Consider the following 16069-nt stretch of genomic DNA (forward strand, 5'->3'; position numbering starts at 1 on the left):
GCCTCAGCCGACCGCGACCGGTTCGTCGTCGGCCGTGCGCAGGCGCTGCGAGATCACCTTCGTGATGCCGTCGCCCTGCATGCTTACGCCGTAGAGCGCGTCGGCGATCTCCATGGTCGGCTTCTGGTGGGTGATGATGATCAGCTGCGACGAGTCGCGCAGCTGCTCCAGGAGCCCGATCAGGCGGCGCATGTTCGTGTCGTCGAGCGCCGCCTCGACCTCGTCCATCACGTAGAAGGGTGAGGGCCGGGCGCGGAAGATCGCGACCAGCATGCCCACCGCGACCAGCGACTTCTCGCCACCCGAGAGCAGCGAAAGCCGCTTGACCTTCTTGCCCGGCGGGCGCGCCTCGACGTCGACGCCGGTGGCCAGCAGGTCGTCCGGCTCGGTGAGGACCATCCGGCCCTCGCCGCCCGGGAAGAGCACGCCGAACACCGTCTCGAACTCGCGGGCCACGTCCGCGTACGCGCCGGCGAAGACCTCGAGGATCTTCTCGTCGACCTGCTTGATGACCGCTTCGAGGTCCTTGCGGGTGTCCTTGAGGTCTTCCAGCTGGGTGGAGAGGAACTTGTACCGCTCCTCCAGCGCCGCGAACTCCTCCAGCGCCAGGGGGTTCACCTTGCCCAGCAACGACAGGTCCTTCTCGGCGCGCTTGGCCCGGCGGGCCTGGGTGTCGCGGTCGTAGGGCATCGGCGGCGGCGGGGTGACGTCCTCGCCGCGGTCCTTGGCCGCTTCGTACTCGGCCATCTCGCCCGCGCTCGGCGGGACCGGGACGTCCGGGCCGTACTCCTGCACCAGATCCGTGAGGCCGATGCCGAAGTCTTCGGCGATCTTGGCTTCCAGGGTCTCCAGCCGCAGCCGCTGCTCGGCGCGCAGCACCTCGTCGCGGTGCACGGCGTCGGTCAGCTTCTCCAGCTCGCCGGTCAGCTCGCGGACCTTCGCGCGGACGCTCGTCAGGGCCTGCTCGCGGCTCTGGCGGCGGGCCTGGACCTGGTCGCGTTCGACGGCGGCGCGCTGCACGGAGTGCTCGATGCGTTCCAGGGCGAGCTCGCCCGCGTTGACGACGGCGTTGGCGATCCCGGCGCCGCGCTTGCGGGCCGCGGCGGCGCGCTCGGCGCGTTCGCGGGCCTGCTGCTCGGCGTGCGCGGCGCGGCGGAGCCCTTCGGCCTTGCCCGCGATGCTGCGGGCCCGCTCCTCGGAGGTGCGCTGCGCGAGCCGCGCTTCCATCTCTTCCTGCCGGACGACGGCCAGTTCCTCGACGGCGGCATCGCGCTCGGCGGTGTCCGGGTCGTCCTCGACGGGCTGCTCGGCGACGGCGGCGAGCCGCTCTTCCAGCTCGGCGAGCTGGGCCAGCGCCTGGACGCGGCTCTGCTCGACCTTCGCGCGCTGCCCGGAGAACCGCTCCACCTCGGCCTGGGCCTGGCGGGCCGCCTGCTCCATCCGGTTGAGCCGCTCCGACGACCTGGCCTTGCGGACCTTGGCCTCGCCCAGGGCGTCCTTGGCCCGGGAAACTTCTTCGCGGCGCGCCTGCTGCTCGGCGCGGGCGCCTTCCAGCTCGGCCGCGTACCGCTCCAGCGAGCGTTCGGCCAGGCGGAGGCGTTCCCCCGCCTCGTCGACGGCGGCCTGGACCTCGATCACGCTCTCGCGCTTGCCGGAGCCACCGATGGCCCAGCGTGCCCCGAAGACGTCGCCCTCGGCGGTGACCGCGCGGACCTCCGGGTGCACCGCGACCAGCTGCCGCGCCGCGTCGAGGTCGCGGACCAGGGCCAGCTTGTCGAGGGCCTGCTCGACCGCGGGCCGCAGCTGCGCCGGCGCCTGGACGACCTCACGGGCCCAGCGGGCCCCTTCCGGCAGCGACGGCCACGAATACGTGTCCACAGTGGACTCCGGACCGCCGAGCAGGATGCCCGCGCGACCGGAGTCGGTGTCCTTCAGGTACTTCAGGGCACGGAGGGCGTCTTCGCCGCCCGCGACGGCGATGGCGTCGGCCACCGGGCCGAGGGCCGCGGCCAGCGCGACTTCGTGCCCCGGCTCGACGGTGAGCAGCGCGGCGACCGAGCCGAGCAGGCCCGGCAGCTCGTGGGACGCACCGAGCAGCGCGCCCGCGCCGTCCTTGCGCTTGAGTCCCATGGACAGCGCCTCGACGCGCGCCTTCTCCGACGCGATCTCGCGTTCGGCGGCGCGTTCGGCCTTGACCAGCTCTTCGACGCGGGCCTTGGCCGCGTTGTTGGCCTCGACCGCGCGGTCGTGGCGGTCCATCAGGCCGGCGTCGTCGGATTCCTCCGCGCCGCCCTCGGCCTTGGCCATCTCGAGCTCTTCGACGGCGATCTCGGCGCGCTCGGCGGCTTCCTCGAGGGAGACGCTGAGCCGGTCGATCTCGTCGGAGGTGGCGCCGTTCTTGCTGCGCAGCGCCTCGACCTGGCCGGTCAGCTTGGCCATGCCCTCGCGGCGGTCGGCGATGGCGCGGACGGCGGCCCAGTGCGCGCGCTCGGCCGCCTGGACGCGCTGTTCGAGGTCCTCGCGCCGCAGGATGGTCTGGGCGAGCAGCTCCCGGGCCTCCATGACGGCCTCGTTGAGCTCTTCTTCCTGCTCGGCGACGCGCTCGGCCTCTTCGAGGAGTTCTTCGGGGTCGCGGCCGCCGGTCGACGTCGAGACGTCGGCGGAGAGGTGCCGCTGGCGTTCGACGGCGAGGCGGACGGTGCCGCGCAGCCGCTCGGCCAGGGCCGACAGCTTGTACCAGGTCTCCTGCGCGGTCTGCAGCAGCGGCGCGTCCTCGGCGAGGGAGGCTTCCAGCTCGGCTTCCTCGGCCGAAACGAGCTCGAGGTGCTGCTCGACCTCGGCGCGGCGCCGGCGGGCCGTCTTCTCGTCGGCTTCGTCGCGGGCGATCGTGTCGCGCTGGGTGACCAGGTCGTCGGCGAGCAGGCGCAGGCGGGAGTCGCGCAGCTCGGACTGGACCGACTGGGCCTTGCGGGCGATCTCGGCCTGCTTGCCCAGGGGCTTGAGCTGGCGGCGCAGCTCGGTGGTGAGGTCGCCGAGGCGGTCGAGGTTGCCCTGCATGTTGGCCAGCTTGCGCAGGGTTTGTTCCTTGCGCTTGCGGTGCTTGAGGACGCCGGCGGCCTCTTCGATGAAGGCGCGGCGCTCCTCGGGCTTGGACTCGAGGATGGCCGACAGCTGGCCCTGCCCGACGATGACGTGCATCTCGCGGCCGATACCGGAGTCGGACAGCAGTTCCTGGACGTCCATCAGGCGGCAGCGGTCGCCGTTGATCTCGTACTCGCTCGCGCCGTCGCGGAACATCCGGCGGGTGATCGAGACCTCGGAGTACTCGATGGGCAGCGCGCCGTCGGCGTTGTCGATGGTGAGGGTGACCTCGGCGCGGCCGAGCGGGGCGCGCCCCGCGGTGCCGGCGAAGATGACGTCCTCCATCTTGCCGCCGCGCAGGTCCTTGGCGCCCTGGGTGCCCATCACCCAGCGCAGCGCGTCCAGCACGTTCGACTTGCCGGAGCCGTTCGGCCCGACCACGCAGGTGATGCCGGGTTCGAAGCGCAGCGTGGTGGCCGAGGCGAAGGATTTGAAGCCCTTGAGCGTCAGGCTTTTCAGGTGCACTGGGTGCTGACCCCTCTGGCTGCCGGTACTGGCGTTTCAATCGTGCCAGGCTACCTGGGGGTCTCCGGGGACTGCCGGACGCGCCCCCTCCTCGGCGCGCCTAGCACACCCGGCGACGACCCGGCAACACCACAAGCCACACCGGCCCCGGACGGACCAAGGCGTTCCCTACCGCTCGACGAACCCCGAGAGTCCCCCTTTCGGGGCTGACCAGCGCTCGGCGACGTGCTCCACACTTCCGGGTGATTCTCCCGACCGCAGCGCGGACAACAGCCGCTGACAGTGGTCGCGGCTACCCTCCGCTATGACCTCGACACGGCCGTCGGCGAGGTTGCTCGCGCTCCCGACCAAGCCGAGCTCCAGCGCACGACTGCGCGTCCACCAGCGGAAACCGACACCCTGCACCCGGCCCCGGACCCACGCCGTCAGCCGGGTGCAGGTTTCTTCCTCACTCACCCGATTCCTCCCATCTGGGTCCACTGACCGCGCACAGTAACGGATCAAGGCCACTACCTGGGGGAATACCCGCGCGCCGGTGATAACCTCGCCGCCGAGGTCGCTCCCCGCCGTGGCTTTGCCCCGATCCACGACCTCGCCCGCGCCTCCCCGAATTCCCCTAGGAGCCCCGTATGCCCCGCCCCGCCGGGTCGGATTCGAGCTCTCGGATCACCAGGATCGACACCGCGCCGCCCAAGAGCAGCAAACCGAACCGCACCGGGTACGTCGTGCTCGGGGTGGCCGGGCTGGTCGTCGCGACCGCGTTCGCCGCGGTGGCCGAGCTCGCCGGCCCCGCACCGGCGACCACCGCGGGCGGCACGGGCGGCCCCGGCGGCCAGGGCACGGTCCCGGCCGGGGTGCAGACCCTGCCGGCGAGCCCGTCGTCGACCGACCCCTCGACCTCCAGCGGGGCGCCGACCACGTCGAGCCCCACGTCGTCGAGCGCGCCGACGACGGTGGTGTCGGTGAGCCCGGACGGCAAGACGACCACCACGGTCGTCACCCAGCCCGCCCCGCCCCCGCCGCGCAGCGACACGGGCGGCAACCCGCCCCCGCCGGTGCACACGTCGGTCTCTCCCCCGCCGAAGACGACGACCACACCGCCCCCGGTGACGACGCCGACCACCCCGACCACGCCGCCGTCGACCACCCCGACGGAGCCGAGCGGCGGCGGTTCGAGCTCGGCCGGCGCGCCGTCGTCGAGCACGACCGGGACCAGCACCACGGCGTGAGCAGGACAGCTTCCGAAGGCCACCGCTGCGGCGGTGGCCTTCGGTGCGTTCAGGCCAGGACGGCCGCGACCATCGCGTCGCGCAGGAACCGCCCGTAGCGCTCCGGGGGCCAGCCGCGCTCCAGGCAGAGCAGCTCGCACTGCTCCGGGCCGTGGCAGGTCCACCGGATGTCGCGGACGTCGTCGGCGGTCAGGCCGGGTTTGACCTGGCCGGTGGCCACGAGGTCGGCCGGGAAGTACGTCATGGCCATCAGCGATTCCCGCCGCAGCTGCGCCCACACCTCGGCGGCCGCGGGGCCGGCGGCCGCCGCGTCGCGGGCCGGCAGCTGCACCGGGGCCACCGCCGGCATGACCGCCGCGAAGTGGCCGAGGTACATCGTGATCTTGCGGGCGGCGTCCGGCTCGGCCTGGATTCGCGGCGATGAAGTCGCGGCCGGCGATGGGGACGTCCTCGTCGTCGCCGGCGACCGTCACGTCGAAGACGGCCTTGAGCAGCGTCGCCTTGTTCGCGAACGCCTTGTGGGCGGTCTGCACCGAGACACCCGCCGCCTTCGCCACCTCGGGCATCGCGGCGCCCGCGTACCCCTTCTCCCGGAACAGCGCCGAAGCCGACGCCAGGATCCGACGCCGTCACCGCCGCGCGGGACCTCGCGCCGGAGCTGAACGCGCGGGCCACCGAAGCCGAGCAGCTCCAGACCCTGCCCCGCGACCTGGTCGAGCGGGCGCGCGCGGCCGGGCTCTTCCGGCTGGCGACCTCGCGCGTGCCCGGCGGGCTGGAGCTGCCGCCCGCCACGATCGTCGAGGTGCTCGAGGAACTCGCCCGCGCGGACGGCTCCGCGGGGTGGACGATCGCCATCGGCAACGGCTCGGCGTTCCTGGCGTGGCTCGAGCCGGCGGTCGCCGCGGAGCTGGTCGCCGGCACCCCGGACCCGATCGGCGGCGGCGTCTTCGCCCCGGCCGGCCGGCTCGTCCCGGACGGCACCGGGAAGTTCTCCCTCACCGGCCGCTGGGGCTTCTGCAGCGGCAGCCCGCACTCCGCCCTGTTCTTCGACGACGCCCTGGTCTTCGACGACGCCCTGGTGTTCGACGGCGACGCGCCGCGGATGGTGCCCGGCCGCGGGCCGGACCGGCGGCTGGCCGTCGTCCCGGCCGCGCAGGCGCGGGTGGTCGGGAACTGGGACGTCATGGGCCTGCGCGGCACCGGCAGCCACGACGTCACGATCGACGCGGTGATGCGCGCGGAGCACACGATCTCACCGTTCACGAACCGGCGCGCCACGACGGCCCGCTGTGGCGCTTCCCGTTCTTCACGTTCGCCGGGGCGATCCTGGTGGACGTCCCGCTCGACGGCGCCGGCGGACGAACAGCACCCAGCACCCGGCCGGATACCCACCGGGTCAGACCTCGAAGCGGTACCCCATCCCCGGTTCCGTCAGCAGGTGCCGGGGCCGGGACGGCTCCAGTTCCAGTTTCCGCCGCAGCTGGGCCAGGTACACCCGCAGGTAGTGGGACTCCGTCTCGTACGAGGGGCCCCACACCTCGTGCAGGAGCTGCTTCTGCGCCACCAGCCGGCCGCGGTTGCGGACCAGCAGCTCCAGCACGCCCCACTCCGTCTTCGTCAGGTGGACTTCCACGCCGTCGTGGCGGCGGACCTTCTTCGCCGCCAGGTCCACGCTGAACGACGCCGTGTCCACCACCGCGTCCGCGCCGTCCGCGCCCGCCACCGCCGAGCGGCGGACCGCCGCGCGCAGGCGGGCCAGCAGTTCGTCCATGCCGAACGGCTTCGTCACGTAGTCGTCGGCGCCCGCGTCCAGGGCCTCGACCTTGTCCGCCGAATCGACGCGGGCCGACAGCACGATGATCGGGACCGTCGTCCAGCCGCGCAGGCCCGCGATCACCTCCGTGCCGTCCAGGTCGGGCAGGCCGAGGTCGAGCACGACGACGTCGGGCTTGGTCTCGGCCACCGCCTTCAACGCGGCCGTGCCGTCGTGCGCGGTGATCACCCTGTAGCCGCGGGCGGTCAGGTTGATCCGCAGGGCCCGCACGATCTGCGGCTCGTCGTCCACCACCAGCACGGTGGCGCCCGGGTCGCTCATCGCACCCCCTCCTCTTCGTACTCGACACTGAACGCGGGCAGGGACAGCACGATCGTGAGCCCGCCACCCGGGGTGTCCTCGGCGCGGATCGTGCCGCCCATCGCCTCGGTGAACCCCTTCGCCACCGACAGCCCGAGCCCGACGCCCGGGGTCGTGTCCCGGTCGCCGCCGAGCCGCTGGAACGGCGCGAACGCCGAGTCCGCGGCCCCCTTGCGCAGGCCCTTACCGTGGTCGACGATCCGCAGCTCGACCTGGCCGGAGTGCGCGCTGGCCCGGGCCGACACCGGAGCGCCGCCGTGCCGGAGGGCGTTGTCCAGCACGTTCGCCACCACCCGTTCCAGCAGGCCGGGGTCGGCCGGCACCGACGGGAGCTCGTCGTCGATCGCGACCACGACGTGGTCCGAGCCGTCCACAGTGGACAGCGCGTGCGCGACGACCTCGTCGTAGCCCACCGGACGCAGGTGCGGCCGCACCGCGCCGGTGGCCAGCCGCGACGAGTCGAGGAGGTTGTCGATCAGCCCGGCGAGCCGGTCGGCGGACAGTTCGATGGCCTCCATCAGCTCGGCGGTGTCCTCTTCGGACAACTGCAGATCCGCGGCCCGCAGGCTGCCGATCGACGCCTTGATCGACGTCAGCGGCGTCCGCAGGTCGTGGCCGACGGCCGAGAGCAGCGTCGTGCGCAGCTCGGTCGCCTCGGCCTTGCGCTCGGCGCGCGCCGCCGCGGCCGCGGCCCGCTGCTGCCGCAGGGCCAGGAACGCCTGTCCCGCCACGGCTTCCAGCACCCGCCGGTCGGCCGCCGGCAGCGCCCGGCCGCGCAGGGTCAGGTGGACGTCGGCGGTGACGGCGATGTCGGCGTCGGCCTCGTCCGGGTCGGCGCACGGGTGCTCCCCCGCGGTCGCCACGCACTGCCACACGCCGTCCTGCTTCTCCAGCAGCGTCACCGACGTCAGCGCGAAGTTCTCGCGCACCTTGGCCAGCAGCCGCTCGATCGGGTTCGCGTGGGTGAGCACGGTCCGGGCGTAGGAGGCCAGCAGCGCCGCCTCGGTCCGGGCCCGCGCCGCCTGCGCCGCCCGCCGCGCGGCCTGGTCGACGACCAGGGCGACCAGCACCGCGACCACGACCATCGCGATCAGCGTCACCAGGTTCTGCGGGGTGTGCACGTTGAGCGTGTACAGCGGCGGCGTGAAGAAGAAGTTCAGCAGCCCGGCGCCGAGGACGGCCGCCAGCAGCGCCGGGCCGAGGCCGCCGACCAGGGCGACGACGACCGTGACCAGCACGTAGGCGATCACGTCGGTGGCGAAGTCGAGCCCGCTGGGCAGGACGACGCCGACGAGGGTGACCAGCACCGGCGCCGCGATGGCCAGCACCCAGCCCGTGACCAGCCGCGAGACCCCCAGCGGGCTCGCGGTCAGCCCGGTCCGCAGGCGGCCGCCGGCCTCGGAGTGGGTGACCATGTGCACGTCGATCGGCCCCGACCGGCGGACCACCGACGCGCCGATGCCCTCGTCGAACAGCCGCGCCACCCGCGAGCGCCGCGACGTGCCGAGGATCAGCTGGGTCGCGTTGACCCCGCGGGCGAAGTCCAGGAGGGCGCCCGGGACGTCGTCGCCGACGACCGTGTGGAACGTGGCCCCGACCTCCTCGGCGAGCTTGCGGTAGCGGGCCATCGCGGCCGGGCTGATGCCGGCCAGGCCGTCGCCGCGCAGGATGTGCACCACCTGCAGTTCGGCGCCGGCGCGGGTGGCGATCCGGCTCGCACGGCGGATGAGCGTCTCGCTCTCCGGGCCGCCGGTGATCGAGGCGACGACGCGTTCGCGCGCCTCCCACGTGTCGGTGATGCGCTGCTCGGCGCGGTAGCGCTGGAGGGCGACGTCGACCTGGTCGGCCACCCAGAGCAGCGCCAGTTCCCGCAGCGCGGTGAGGTTGCCGGGGCGGAAGTAGTTGCCGAGCGCGGCGTCGATCCGCTCGGCCGGGTAGACGTTCCCGTGGGCCAGGCGCCGCCGCAGCGCCTCCGGCGTGATGTCGACCAGCTCCAGCTGTTCGGCGCGGCGGACGACCTCGTCCGGCACGGTCTCCTGCTGGGTGACACCGGTGATCCGCTCGACGACGTCGTTGAGGCTCTGCAGGTGCTGCACGTTGACCGTGGACAGCACGTCGATGCCCGCGGCCAGCAGCTCTTCGACGTCCTGCCAGCGCTTGGCGTTGCGCGAGCCGGGCACGTTGGTGTGCGCCAGTTCGTCGATGACGGCGACCTCGGGCCCGCGGGTGAGGATCGCGTCGACGTCCATTTCGCCGAACTCGCGGCCGCGGTGCTCGGCGTGCCGCCGCGGGACGGTCTCGAGGCCGTCGAGGAGTTCCGCGGTCTTCGCGCGGCCGTGCGTCTCGACCAGCCCGATGACGACGTCGGTGCCGCGGTCCAGGCGCCGCCGTGCTTCGCCGAGCATGGCGAAGGTCTTGCCGACGCCCGGAGCCGCGCCGAGGTAGATCCTCAGCTCTCCCCGGCGCGGCTTGGGCACGTTCTCGGTGGTCACGCTGTCAGTGTGCCCCTCCGGCCGCGGCGCGCACGGCCAAGTTGAGCGGGAGCACAGCCACGCCGGGGACGCCGATCCCGGCTCCGCTCGTGTTCTGCGCGATCACCTGCTTCACCCGGTCGAGGGGCAGGCCGGTGTTCCGCGCGACCCGCGCGGCCTGCAGGTCGGCGTAGGCGACGCTGATGTCCGGGTCGAGGCCCGAGCCCGACGCCGTCACGGCGTCCGGCGGTACCTGATCGGGGGATACGCCTTCACGCTGCGCGATGGCGTCCTTGCGCTCCCCGATGCTCTTCACGAGGTCCTCGTTGTACGGGCCCTTGTTGGACGCGCCGGACGGCACCTCGGGGGTGGCCGCCGACGGCCGGGTGTGGAACCAGCTGTCGTGCGCCGGGTCGGCGGGCACCGGGTCGACGCCGATGAGCGACGACCCCACGGCCTGGCCGTTCTGCGTGACGATCGAGCCTTCGGCGTTCGAGTCCAGCCCCGGGATACGGGCGATCGCCCACACGGCCAGGGGGTAAAGGATCCCGAGCAGGATGGTCATGACGAGCAGGACGCGCAGCCCGGCCCAGGTCTGTTTGACGAGCGTGTTCACGGTTTTCACCCGATTCCGGGAATGAGGCGGACGAGCAGGTCGATCAGCCAGATCCCGAGGAAGGGGCTGACGATCCCGCCGAGGCCGTAGACGAGCAGGTTGCGGCGCAGCAGGGCCGAGGCCGACGACGGCTTGTACCGCACGCCGCGCAGGGCCAGCGGGATGAGCACGACGATGATCAGCGCGTTGAAGATGACCGCGGAGAGGATCGCCGACTTCGGCGTGGCCAGGTGCATGACGTTCAGCCCGCCCAGCTGGGCGTAGATGCCGGTGAACATCGCGGGCAGGATCGCGAAGTACTTGGCCAGGTCGTTCGCGACGCTGAAGGTGGTCAGCGCGCCGCGGGTGATCAGCAGCTGCTTGCCGATCTCGACGATCTCGATCAGCTTCGTCGGGTCGCTGTCGAGGTCGACCATGTTCCCGGCTTCCTTGGCGGCCGAGGTGCCGGTGTTCATCGCGACGCCGACGTCGGCCTGCGCGAGCGCGGGAGCGTCGTTGGTGCCGTCGCCGGTCATCGCGACCAGCCGGCCGCCTTCCTGCTCCTGCCGGATGAGGGCCATCTTGTCCTCGGGCTTGGCCTCGGCGAGGTAGTCGTCGACGCCGGCGTCCGCGGCGATGGCCTTCGCGGTGAGCGGGTTGTCGCCGGTGATCATCACCGTCTTGATGCCCATTGAGCGCAGCTCTTCGAAGCGCTCCTTCATGCCCGGCTTGACGACGTCGGACAGCCGGATCACCCCGCGCACGACGGTGTCCTCGGCGACGACCAGTGGCGTCCCGCCCTGGGCGCTGATGTCGTCGACGACCCGCTCGGTCTCGTCGGGGAACTCGCCGCCGTTGTTCCGCACCCACGCCCGCACGGCGCTCGCCGCGCCCTTGCGGATCCGGCACGTCCCGAGGTCGAGGCCGCTCATCCGGGTCTGCGCGGTGAAGGGGACGAACTCGCCGAGCTCGTCCTGGGCCGCGTGTTCCGACGTCAGCTCGACGACGCTGCGGCCCTCGGGTGTTTCGTCGGCCAGGCTGGCCAGCCTGGCCGCCCGCGCGAGTTCGTCCGGTGTGGACGTGCCGACCGGGATCAGCTCGGTGGCGCGGCGGTTGCCGAAGGTGATCGTGCCGGTCTTGTCGAGCAGCAGCGTCGAGACGTCGCCCGCGGCTTCCACCGCGCGGCCGCTGGTGGCCAGGACGTTGCGCTGGACCAGGCGGTCCATGCCCGCGATGCCGATCGCGGACAGGAGCGCGCCGATCGTCGTCGGGATCAGGCAGACCAGGAGCGCGGTCAGCACGATCACCGGCTGCTCGGAGCCGGAGTAGCGGGCCATCGGCTGCAGCGCGACGACGGCGAGCAGGAAGATGATCGTCAACGTCGAGAGCAGGATGGTCAGCGCGATCTCGTTCGGCGTCTTCTGCCGGGAGGCACCTTCCACCAACGCGATCATGCGGTCCACGAAGGACTCGCCGGGCCTGGTGGTGATGCGCACGACGATCCGGTCGCTCAGCACGGTCGTGCCGCCGGTGACGGCCGACCGGTCGCCGCCGGACTCGCGGATGACCGGGGCCGACTCGCCGGTGATGGCGGATTCGTCGACGGTCGCGATGCCTTCGACGACGTCGCCGTCACCCGGGATCACCTGCCCGGCCCCGACGACGACCAGGTCGCCGACCTTCAGCTCGACGCCGGGGACCTGCTCCTCCCCTGCCGCGGTGAGCCGGCGGGCGACGGTTTCCTTCTTCGACCGCCGCAGGGATTCGGCCTGGGCCTTGCCGCGGCCTTCCGCGACGGCCTCGGCGAGGTTCGCGAACAGGACCGTGAACCACAGCCAGGCGGCGATCAGAATGCTGAACACACCCGGATCGGTGACGGCGAAGACCGTGGTGAGGGCGGAACCCACCCACACCACGAACATCACCGGGTTGCCGAGCTGGTGCTTCGGGTTGAGCTTCCGGACGGCCTCGGGAAGCGACGTCCAGAGCTGGCGGGGGCTGAACACCCCGGCGCCGACGGTCATGCGAGTGCCTCCGCGATGGGCCCGAGCGCGAGGGCCGGGATGAACGTGAGGGCCGCGACGAGCACCACCGTGCCGGTGAGCAGGGTGGCGAACAGCGGCCCGGTGGTCGGCAGGGTGCCCGCGGTCTCGGGCACCTTCCGCTGGGCGGCCAGGGAACCGGCCAGGCAGAGCACGGCGAGGATGGGCACGAACCGGCCGAACGCCATCGCGACCCCGAACGACGACTGGAACCAGTCGCTCGTCGCGGTCAGCCCGCCGAACGCGCTGCCGTTGTTGTTGCCGGTCGACGCGTAGCCGTAGAGGACCTCGGACAGCCCGTGCGCGCCGGAATTGCCCAGCGCGCCCGCGGTGCCCGGCAGCAGCAGGGCGATCCCGGAGCCGAGGAGCACCACGGTCGGCATGGCCAGCATCGCGACGGCCGCGCAGGTGACCTCGCGCTTGCCGAGCTTCTTGCCCAGGTACTCCGGCGTGCGCCCGACCATCAGGCCGGCCAGGAACATCGCGATGATCGCCAGCACGAGGATGCCGTAGAGGCCGGTGCCGACGCCGCCGGGCGAGATCTCGCCGTAGAGCATGTTCAGCAGCGGGCCGCCGCCGCCGAGGCCGGACAGGCTGTCGTGGGCGCCGTTCACCGCGCCGGTCGACGTGCCGGTGGTGGTGTCGGCGAAGATCGACGTCAGGCCGGTGCCGAACCGCTGCTCCTTGCCTTCCATGCTCGCCCCGGCGGCCAGCGCGGCCGGGTTGCTCGCGCGCGCTTCGGAGAACCAGATGAGCGTCAGCGAAGCGGCCCACAGCACGCCCATCACGCTGAGCAGGACGTACCCCTGGCGGCGGTGGCCGACCAGCGTGCCGAAGGCGCGGGTCAGGCTGACCGGGATGACCAGGATCAGGAAGAGCTGGACGAGGTTCGACCAGGCGGTGGGGTTTTCGAAGGGGTGCGCGGAGTTGGCGTTGAAGATGCCGCCGCCGTTGGTGCCCAGTTCCTTGATGGCCTCCTGGCTCGCGGCCGGGGCCAGCGCGATGGTGCGGTGGCTGCCGTCCGGGCTCGTGACATCGATGCCCGCCTTGAGGCTCTGCACCACACCGAGTGCGACCAGGACGAGGGCGAACACGAAGGCCATCGGCAGCAGCACGCGGACCGTGCCGCGGGTGAGGTCGACCCAGAAGTTGCCGAGCCGGTCGGTCTTCGCGCGGACGAAGCCGCGCGTCACCGCGATCGCCACGGCCAGGCCGACCGCCGCCGACAGGAAGTTCTGCACGGTCAGGCCGGCCATCTGCACGAAGTGGCCCATCGTCGTCTCGGGGACGTAGGACTGCCAGTTCGTGTTGGTGACGAACGAGACCGCCGTGTTGAAGGCGACGCCGGGGTCCACCGAGCCGCGGCCCAGGTTCCACGGCAGGAGCGGCTGCAGGCGCTGCAGCAGGTAGAGCAGGACGACCGAGACGAACGAGAAGCCGAGCACGCCGGCGGCGTAGGTCGGCCACCGCTGCTCGGCGTCGGGGTTGACGCGAAAGAGCCGGTAGAGGCCCTTTTCGAGCTTCCAGTGCTTTTCGGTGGAGAAGACGCGCGCCAGGTGGTCGCCGAGCGGTTGGTAAACCGCGGCGAGGGCGGCGAGGAGCAGGCCGAGCTGGATGAGCCCGGCCACGGTGTCGGACATCAGAATTTCTCCGGCCTGATCAGCGCGACGAACAGGTAACCGAGCAGGCCGAGCGCGAGCAGCCCGCCCACCACGTCGGCCACGGCGCTCACAGCTTTTCCAAGCCGCGCAGCACGAGCGCCAGCACCACGAAAACGCCGATCAGGAGAACGGCGTAGAGCAAGTCGGCCACAGGCACCTCTCAGGACGGGTCACCGGGTTCGGTGACCGGGACGACGTCACTGTGCGGTCCGGGAAGGTCTCTCCGGCGGCCGGCTGATGGCGCCTTGATGCCGTCCTGACGCGCATTTACGCCGCCTTGACGGCCGGTGGCGGCGGTCACGCAAACGTTTGCCCTCTCACCGCAGGTAGTTGGTCAGTGACAAGCGACACACCGCGTGAGCGAACAGGTGCGGAACGTGCAATTCGGGCAGACAAGATCTTCGGGGCGTGTTAAACCTGGGTTACCGATACTTGTACCTGCTAAGCAATTACCGGGAGGGGCTATGTGCGGTATTGCCGGCTGGGTTTCCTACGACGCCGACCTCACCCGACGCCAGGACGTCGTCGACGCCATGACGGCCACGATGGCCTGCCGCGGGCCGGATGACGCGGGGACCTGGGTGCGCCGGCACGTCGCCCTCGGGCACCGGCGGCTGGCCATCATCGACCTGCCCGGCGGCCGTCAGCCGATGACCGTGTCGACGCCGAACGGCGACATCGCGATGGTCTACAGCGGTGAGGCCTACAACTTCACCGAGCTGAAGGAGGAGCTGACCAAGCTCGGCCACACCTGGGAAACCGACAGCGACACCGAAGTGGTGCTGCACGGCTACCTGCAGTGGGGCGACGCGGTCGTCGACCACCTCAACGGCATGTACGCCTTCGCGATCTGGGACGAGCGCGACGACCGGCTCGTGATGATCCGCGACCGGATGGGCATCAAGCCGTTCTACTACTACCCCACGGCCGACGGCGTGCTGTTCGGCTCCGAGCCGAAAGCTATCCTCGCCAACCCGCTGGCCGCGAAGGTCGTCGACACGGACGGGCTGCGCGAGCTGATGGCGTTCACCAAGAAGCCCGGCTGGTCGCTGTGGAAAGGCATGGAGGAGGTCCGGCCGGGCACGATCGTCACCGTGTCCCGCGAGGGCGTCCGGACGCGGACGTACTGGAAGCTGGACGCCAAGCAGCACACCGACGACCAGGACACGACGGTCGCCCGCGTGCGCGAGCTGATGACCGACATCGTCAACCGGCAGCTGGTCGCCGACGTCCCGCGGTGCGTGCTGCTGTCGGGCGGCCTGGACTCCAGCGCCGTCACCGGACTCGCGGCCGCGCGGCTGGCGGAGCAGGGTGAGCAGCTGCGGACGTTCTCGGTCGACTTCTTCGGCCAGGAGGAGAACTTCCGGCCGGACGAGATGCGGGACACGGCGGACTCGCCGTTCGTCCGGGACGTCGCTTCGCTGGTGGGCTCGGCGCACAAGGACGTCGTGCTGAACCCGGCCGAGCTGACCGACCCGGAGGTGCGGCGCGCGGTCCTGCGGGCGCGGGACATCCCGGCCGGCCTCGGCGACATGGACACGTCGCTGTACCTGCTGTTCAAGGCGATCCGCGGCGAGTCGACGGTGGCCCTGTCGGGTGAGTCGGCCGACGAGGTGTTCGGCGGCTACCGCTGGTTCTTCGACGAGGCTGCGGTCAACGCGCAGATGTTCCCCTGGATCGCCTTCCGCAGCGCGATGATGACCGACCGGACGTCGATCTACACGCCCGAGCTGATGCGCAAGATGGACCTGGAGTCCTACCTGCGGGACGAGTACCGCTCCGCGGTGTCGGAAGTCGAGCACCTCGAAGGCGAGTCCGAGACCGAGGCGCGGATGCGGACGATCTGCCACCTGCACCTGACCCGGTTCGTGCGGATGCTGCTGGACCGCAAGGACCGCGCGTCGATGGCGGTGGGCCTGGAGGTCCGGGTCCCGTTCTGCGACCACCGGCTGGTCGAGTACGTGTACAACACCCCGTGGTCGCTGAAGACGTTCGACGGCCGCGAGAAGAGCCTGCTGCGGCACGCGACCAAGCACGTGCTGCCGGAGTCGGTGGCCCAGCGGGTGAAGAGCCCGTACCCGTCGACCCAGGACCCGGGCTACGCGGCGGCGCTGCAGCAGCAGGCCAAGGAGGTCCTGGCCGAGCCGGGCCACGCGGTGTTCGGCCTGGTCGACCGGTCCTGGACCCACCGGGTGTCCGAAGTGGACTCGGCGACGATGGCCCCGGCCGACCGGATCGGCTTGGACCGGCTGCTCGACCTGTACCACTGGATCGAGATGTACTCCCCGGAGCTGCAGCTCGACTGAGGCTGAACCGGTCCGGCGCGGCGCG

11 protein-coding genes and 1 pseudogene are annotated in these 16069 nt (G+C 71.8%); 2 read left to right on the top strand and 10 right to left on the bottom strand.

Annotated features, from left to right (window positions below; translation table 11 throughout):
- Positions 1-3 precede the first annotated feature (3 nt).
- The 4 genes from smc to C2L59_RS48935 all read right to left on the bottom strand — a co-directional run bounded on the left by smc (position 4) and on the right by C2L59_RS48935 (position 5211).
- Positions 4-3606 carry a chromosome segregation protein SMC gene (gene smc / locus C2L59_RS15200; RefSeq protein ID WP_103350154.1) on the bottom strand — a complete coding sequence of 1201 codons (3603 nt, stop codon included), beginning with the start codon at positions 3604-3606 and terminating at the stop codon, positions 4-6.
- A 168-nt stretch (positions 3607-3774) separates the two neighbouring features.
- Positions 3775-4062: an acylphosphatase gene (locus tag C2L59_RS15205; RefSeq protein ID WP_103350155.1), complete on the bottom strand. Its 288-nt coding sequence runs from the start codon at positions 4060-4062 to the stop codon at positions 3775-3777.
- Between the two features lie 160 nt (positions 4063-4222).
- On the bottom strand, positions 4223-4828 hold the full coding sequence (locus tag C2L59_RS15210) for a hypothetical protein (protein ID WP_233223508.1): 606 nt from the start codon (positions 4826-4828) through the stop codon (positions 4223-4225).
- A gap of 56 nt (positions 4829-4884) precedes the next feature.
- Positions 4885-5211 (bottom strand): hypothetical protein, encoded by a 327-nt coding sequence (locus tag C2L59_RS48935; protein WP_233223509.1) that lies wholly within the window; start codon positions 5209-5211, stop codon positions 4885-4887.
- A 321-nt stretch (positions 5212-5532) separates the two neighbouring features.
- Between C2L59_RS48935 and C2L59_RS48945 the strand changes: the two are divergent.
- A pseudogene (locus C2L59_RS48945) lies at positions 5533-5643 on the top strand (hypothetical protein); the annotation flags it as partial.
- A 588-nt stretch (positions 5644-6231) separates the two neighbouring features.
- Here C2L59_RS48945 and C2L59_RS15225 read toward each other — a convergent pair.
- From C2L59_RS15225 to kdpF, 6 genes are read right to left on the bottom strand one after another with little or no spacing between them, the layout of a single operon-like run.
- On the bottom strand, positions 6232-6930 hold the full coding sequence (locus tag C2L59_RS15225; protein ID WP_103350156.1) for a response regulator: 699 nt from the start codon (positions 6928-6930) through the stop codon (positions 6232-6234).
- Positions 6927-9461, bottom strand: coding sequence for a DUF4118 domain-containing protein (locus tag C2L59_RS15230; RefSeq protein WP_103350157.1), 2535 nt, complete (start codon positions 9459-9461; stop codon positions 6927-6929). The genes C2L59_RS15225 and C2L59_RS15230 overlap by 4 nt, the downstream gene beginning before the upstream one ends.
- A gap of 4 nt (positions 9462-9465) precedes the next feature.
- On the bottom strand, positions 9466-10056 hold the full coding sequence (locus C2L59_RS15235) for a potassium-transporting ATPase subunit C (RefSeq protein ID WP_103350182.1): 591 nt from the start codon (positions 10054-10056) through the stop codon (positions 9466-9468).
- Positions 10057-10061: 5 nt separating this feature from the next.
- Positions 10062-12059: a potassium-transporting ATPase subunit KdpB gene (kdpB, locus tag C2L59_RS15240; RefSeq protein ID WP_103350158.1), complete on the bottom strand. Its 1998-nt coding sequence runs from the start codon at positions 12057-12059 to the stop codon at positions 10062-10064.
- The gene (gene kdpA / locus C2L59_RS15245) at positions 12056-13717 is read right to left on the bottom strand and encodes a potassium-transporting ATPase subunit KdpA (RefSeq protein ID WP_103350159.1); all 1662 of its coding nucleotides are present in this window, start codon (positions 13715-13717) and stop codon (positions 12056-12058) included. Before kdpA ends, kdpB begins: the two co-directional genes overlap by 4 nt.
- Positions 13717-13809 (bottom strand): K(+)-transporting ATPase subunit F, encoded by a 93-nt coding sequence (gene kdpF, locus C2L59_RS15250; protein WP_103350160.1) that lies wholly within the window; start codon positions 13807-13809, stop codon positions 13717-13719. The genes kdpA and kdpF overlap by 1 nt, the downstream gene beginning before the upstream one ends.
- Before the next feature lie 393 nt (positions 13810-14202).
- Between kdpF and asnB the strand changes: the two genes are divergently transcribed.
- Positions 14203-16044 carry an asparagine synthase (glutamine-hydrolyzing) gene (gene asnB / locus C2L59_RS15255; RefSeq protein WP_103350161.1) on the top strand — a complete coding sequence of 614 codons (1842 nt, stop codon included), beginning with the start codon at positions 14203-14205 and terminating at the stop codon, positions 16042-16044.
- Positions 16045-16069: the final 25 nt, after the last annotated feature.

This window comes from Amycolatopsis sp. CA-128772 (assembly GCF_002904295.1).
Lineage (GTDB): Bacteria > Actinomycetota > Actinomycetes > Mycobacteriales > Pseudonocardiaceae > Amycolatopsis.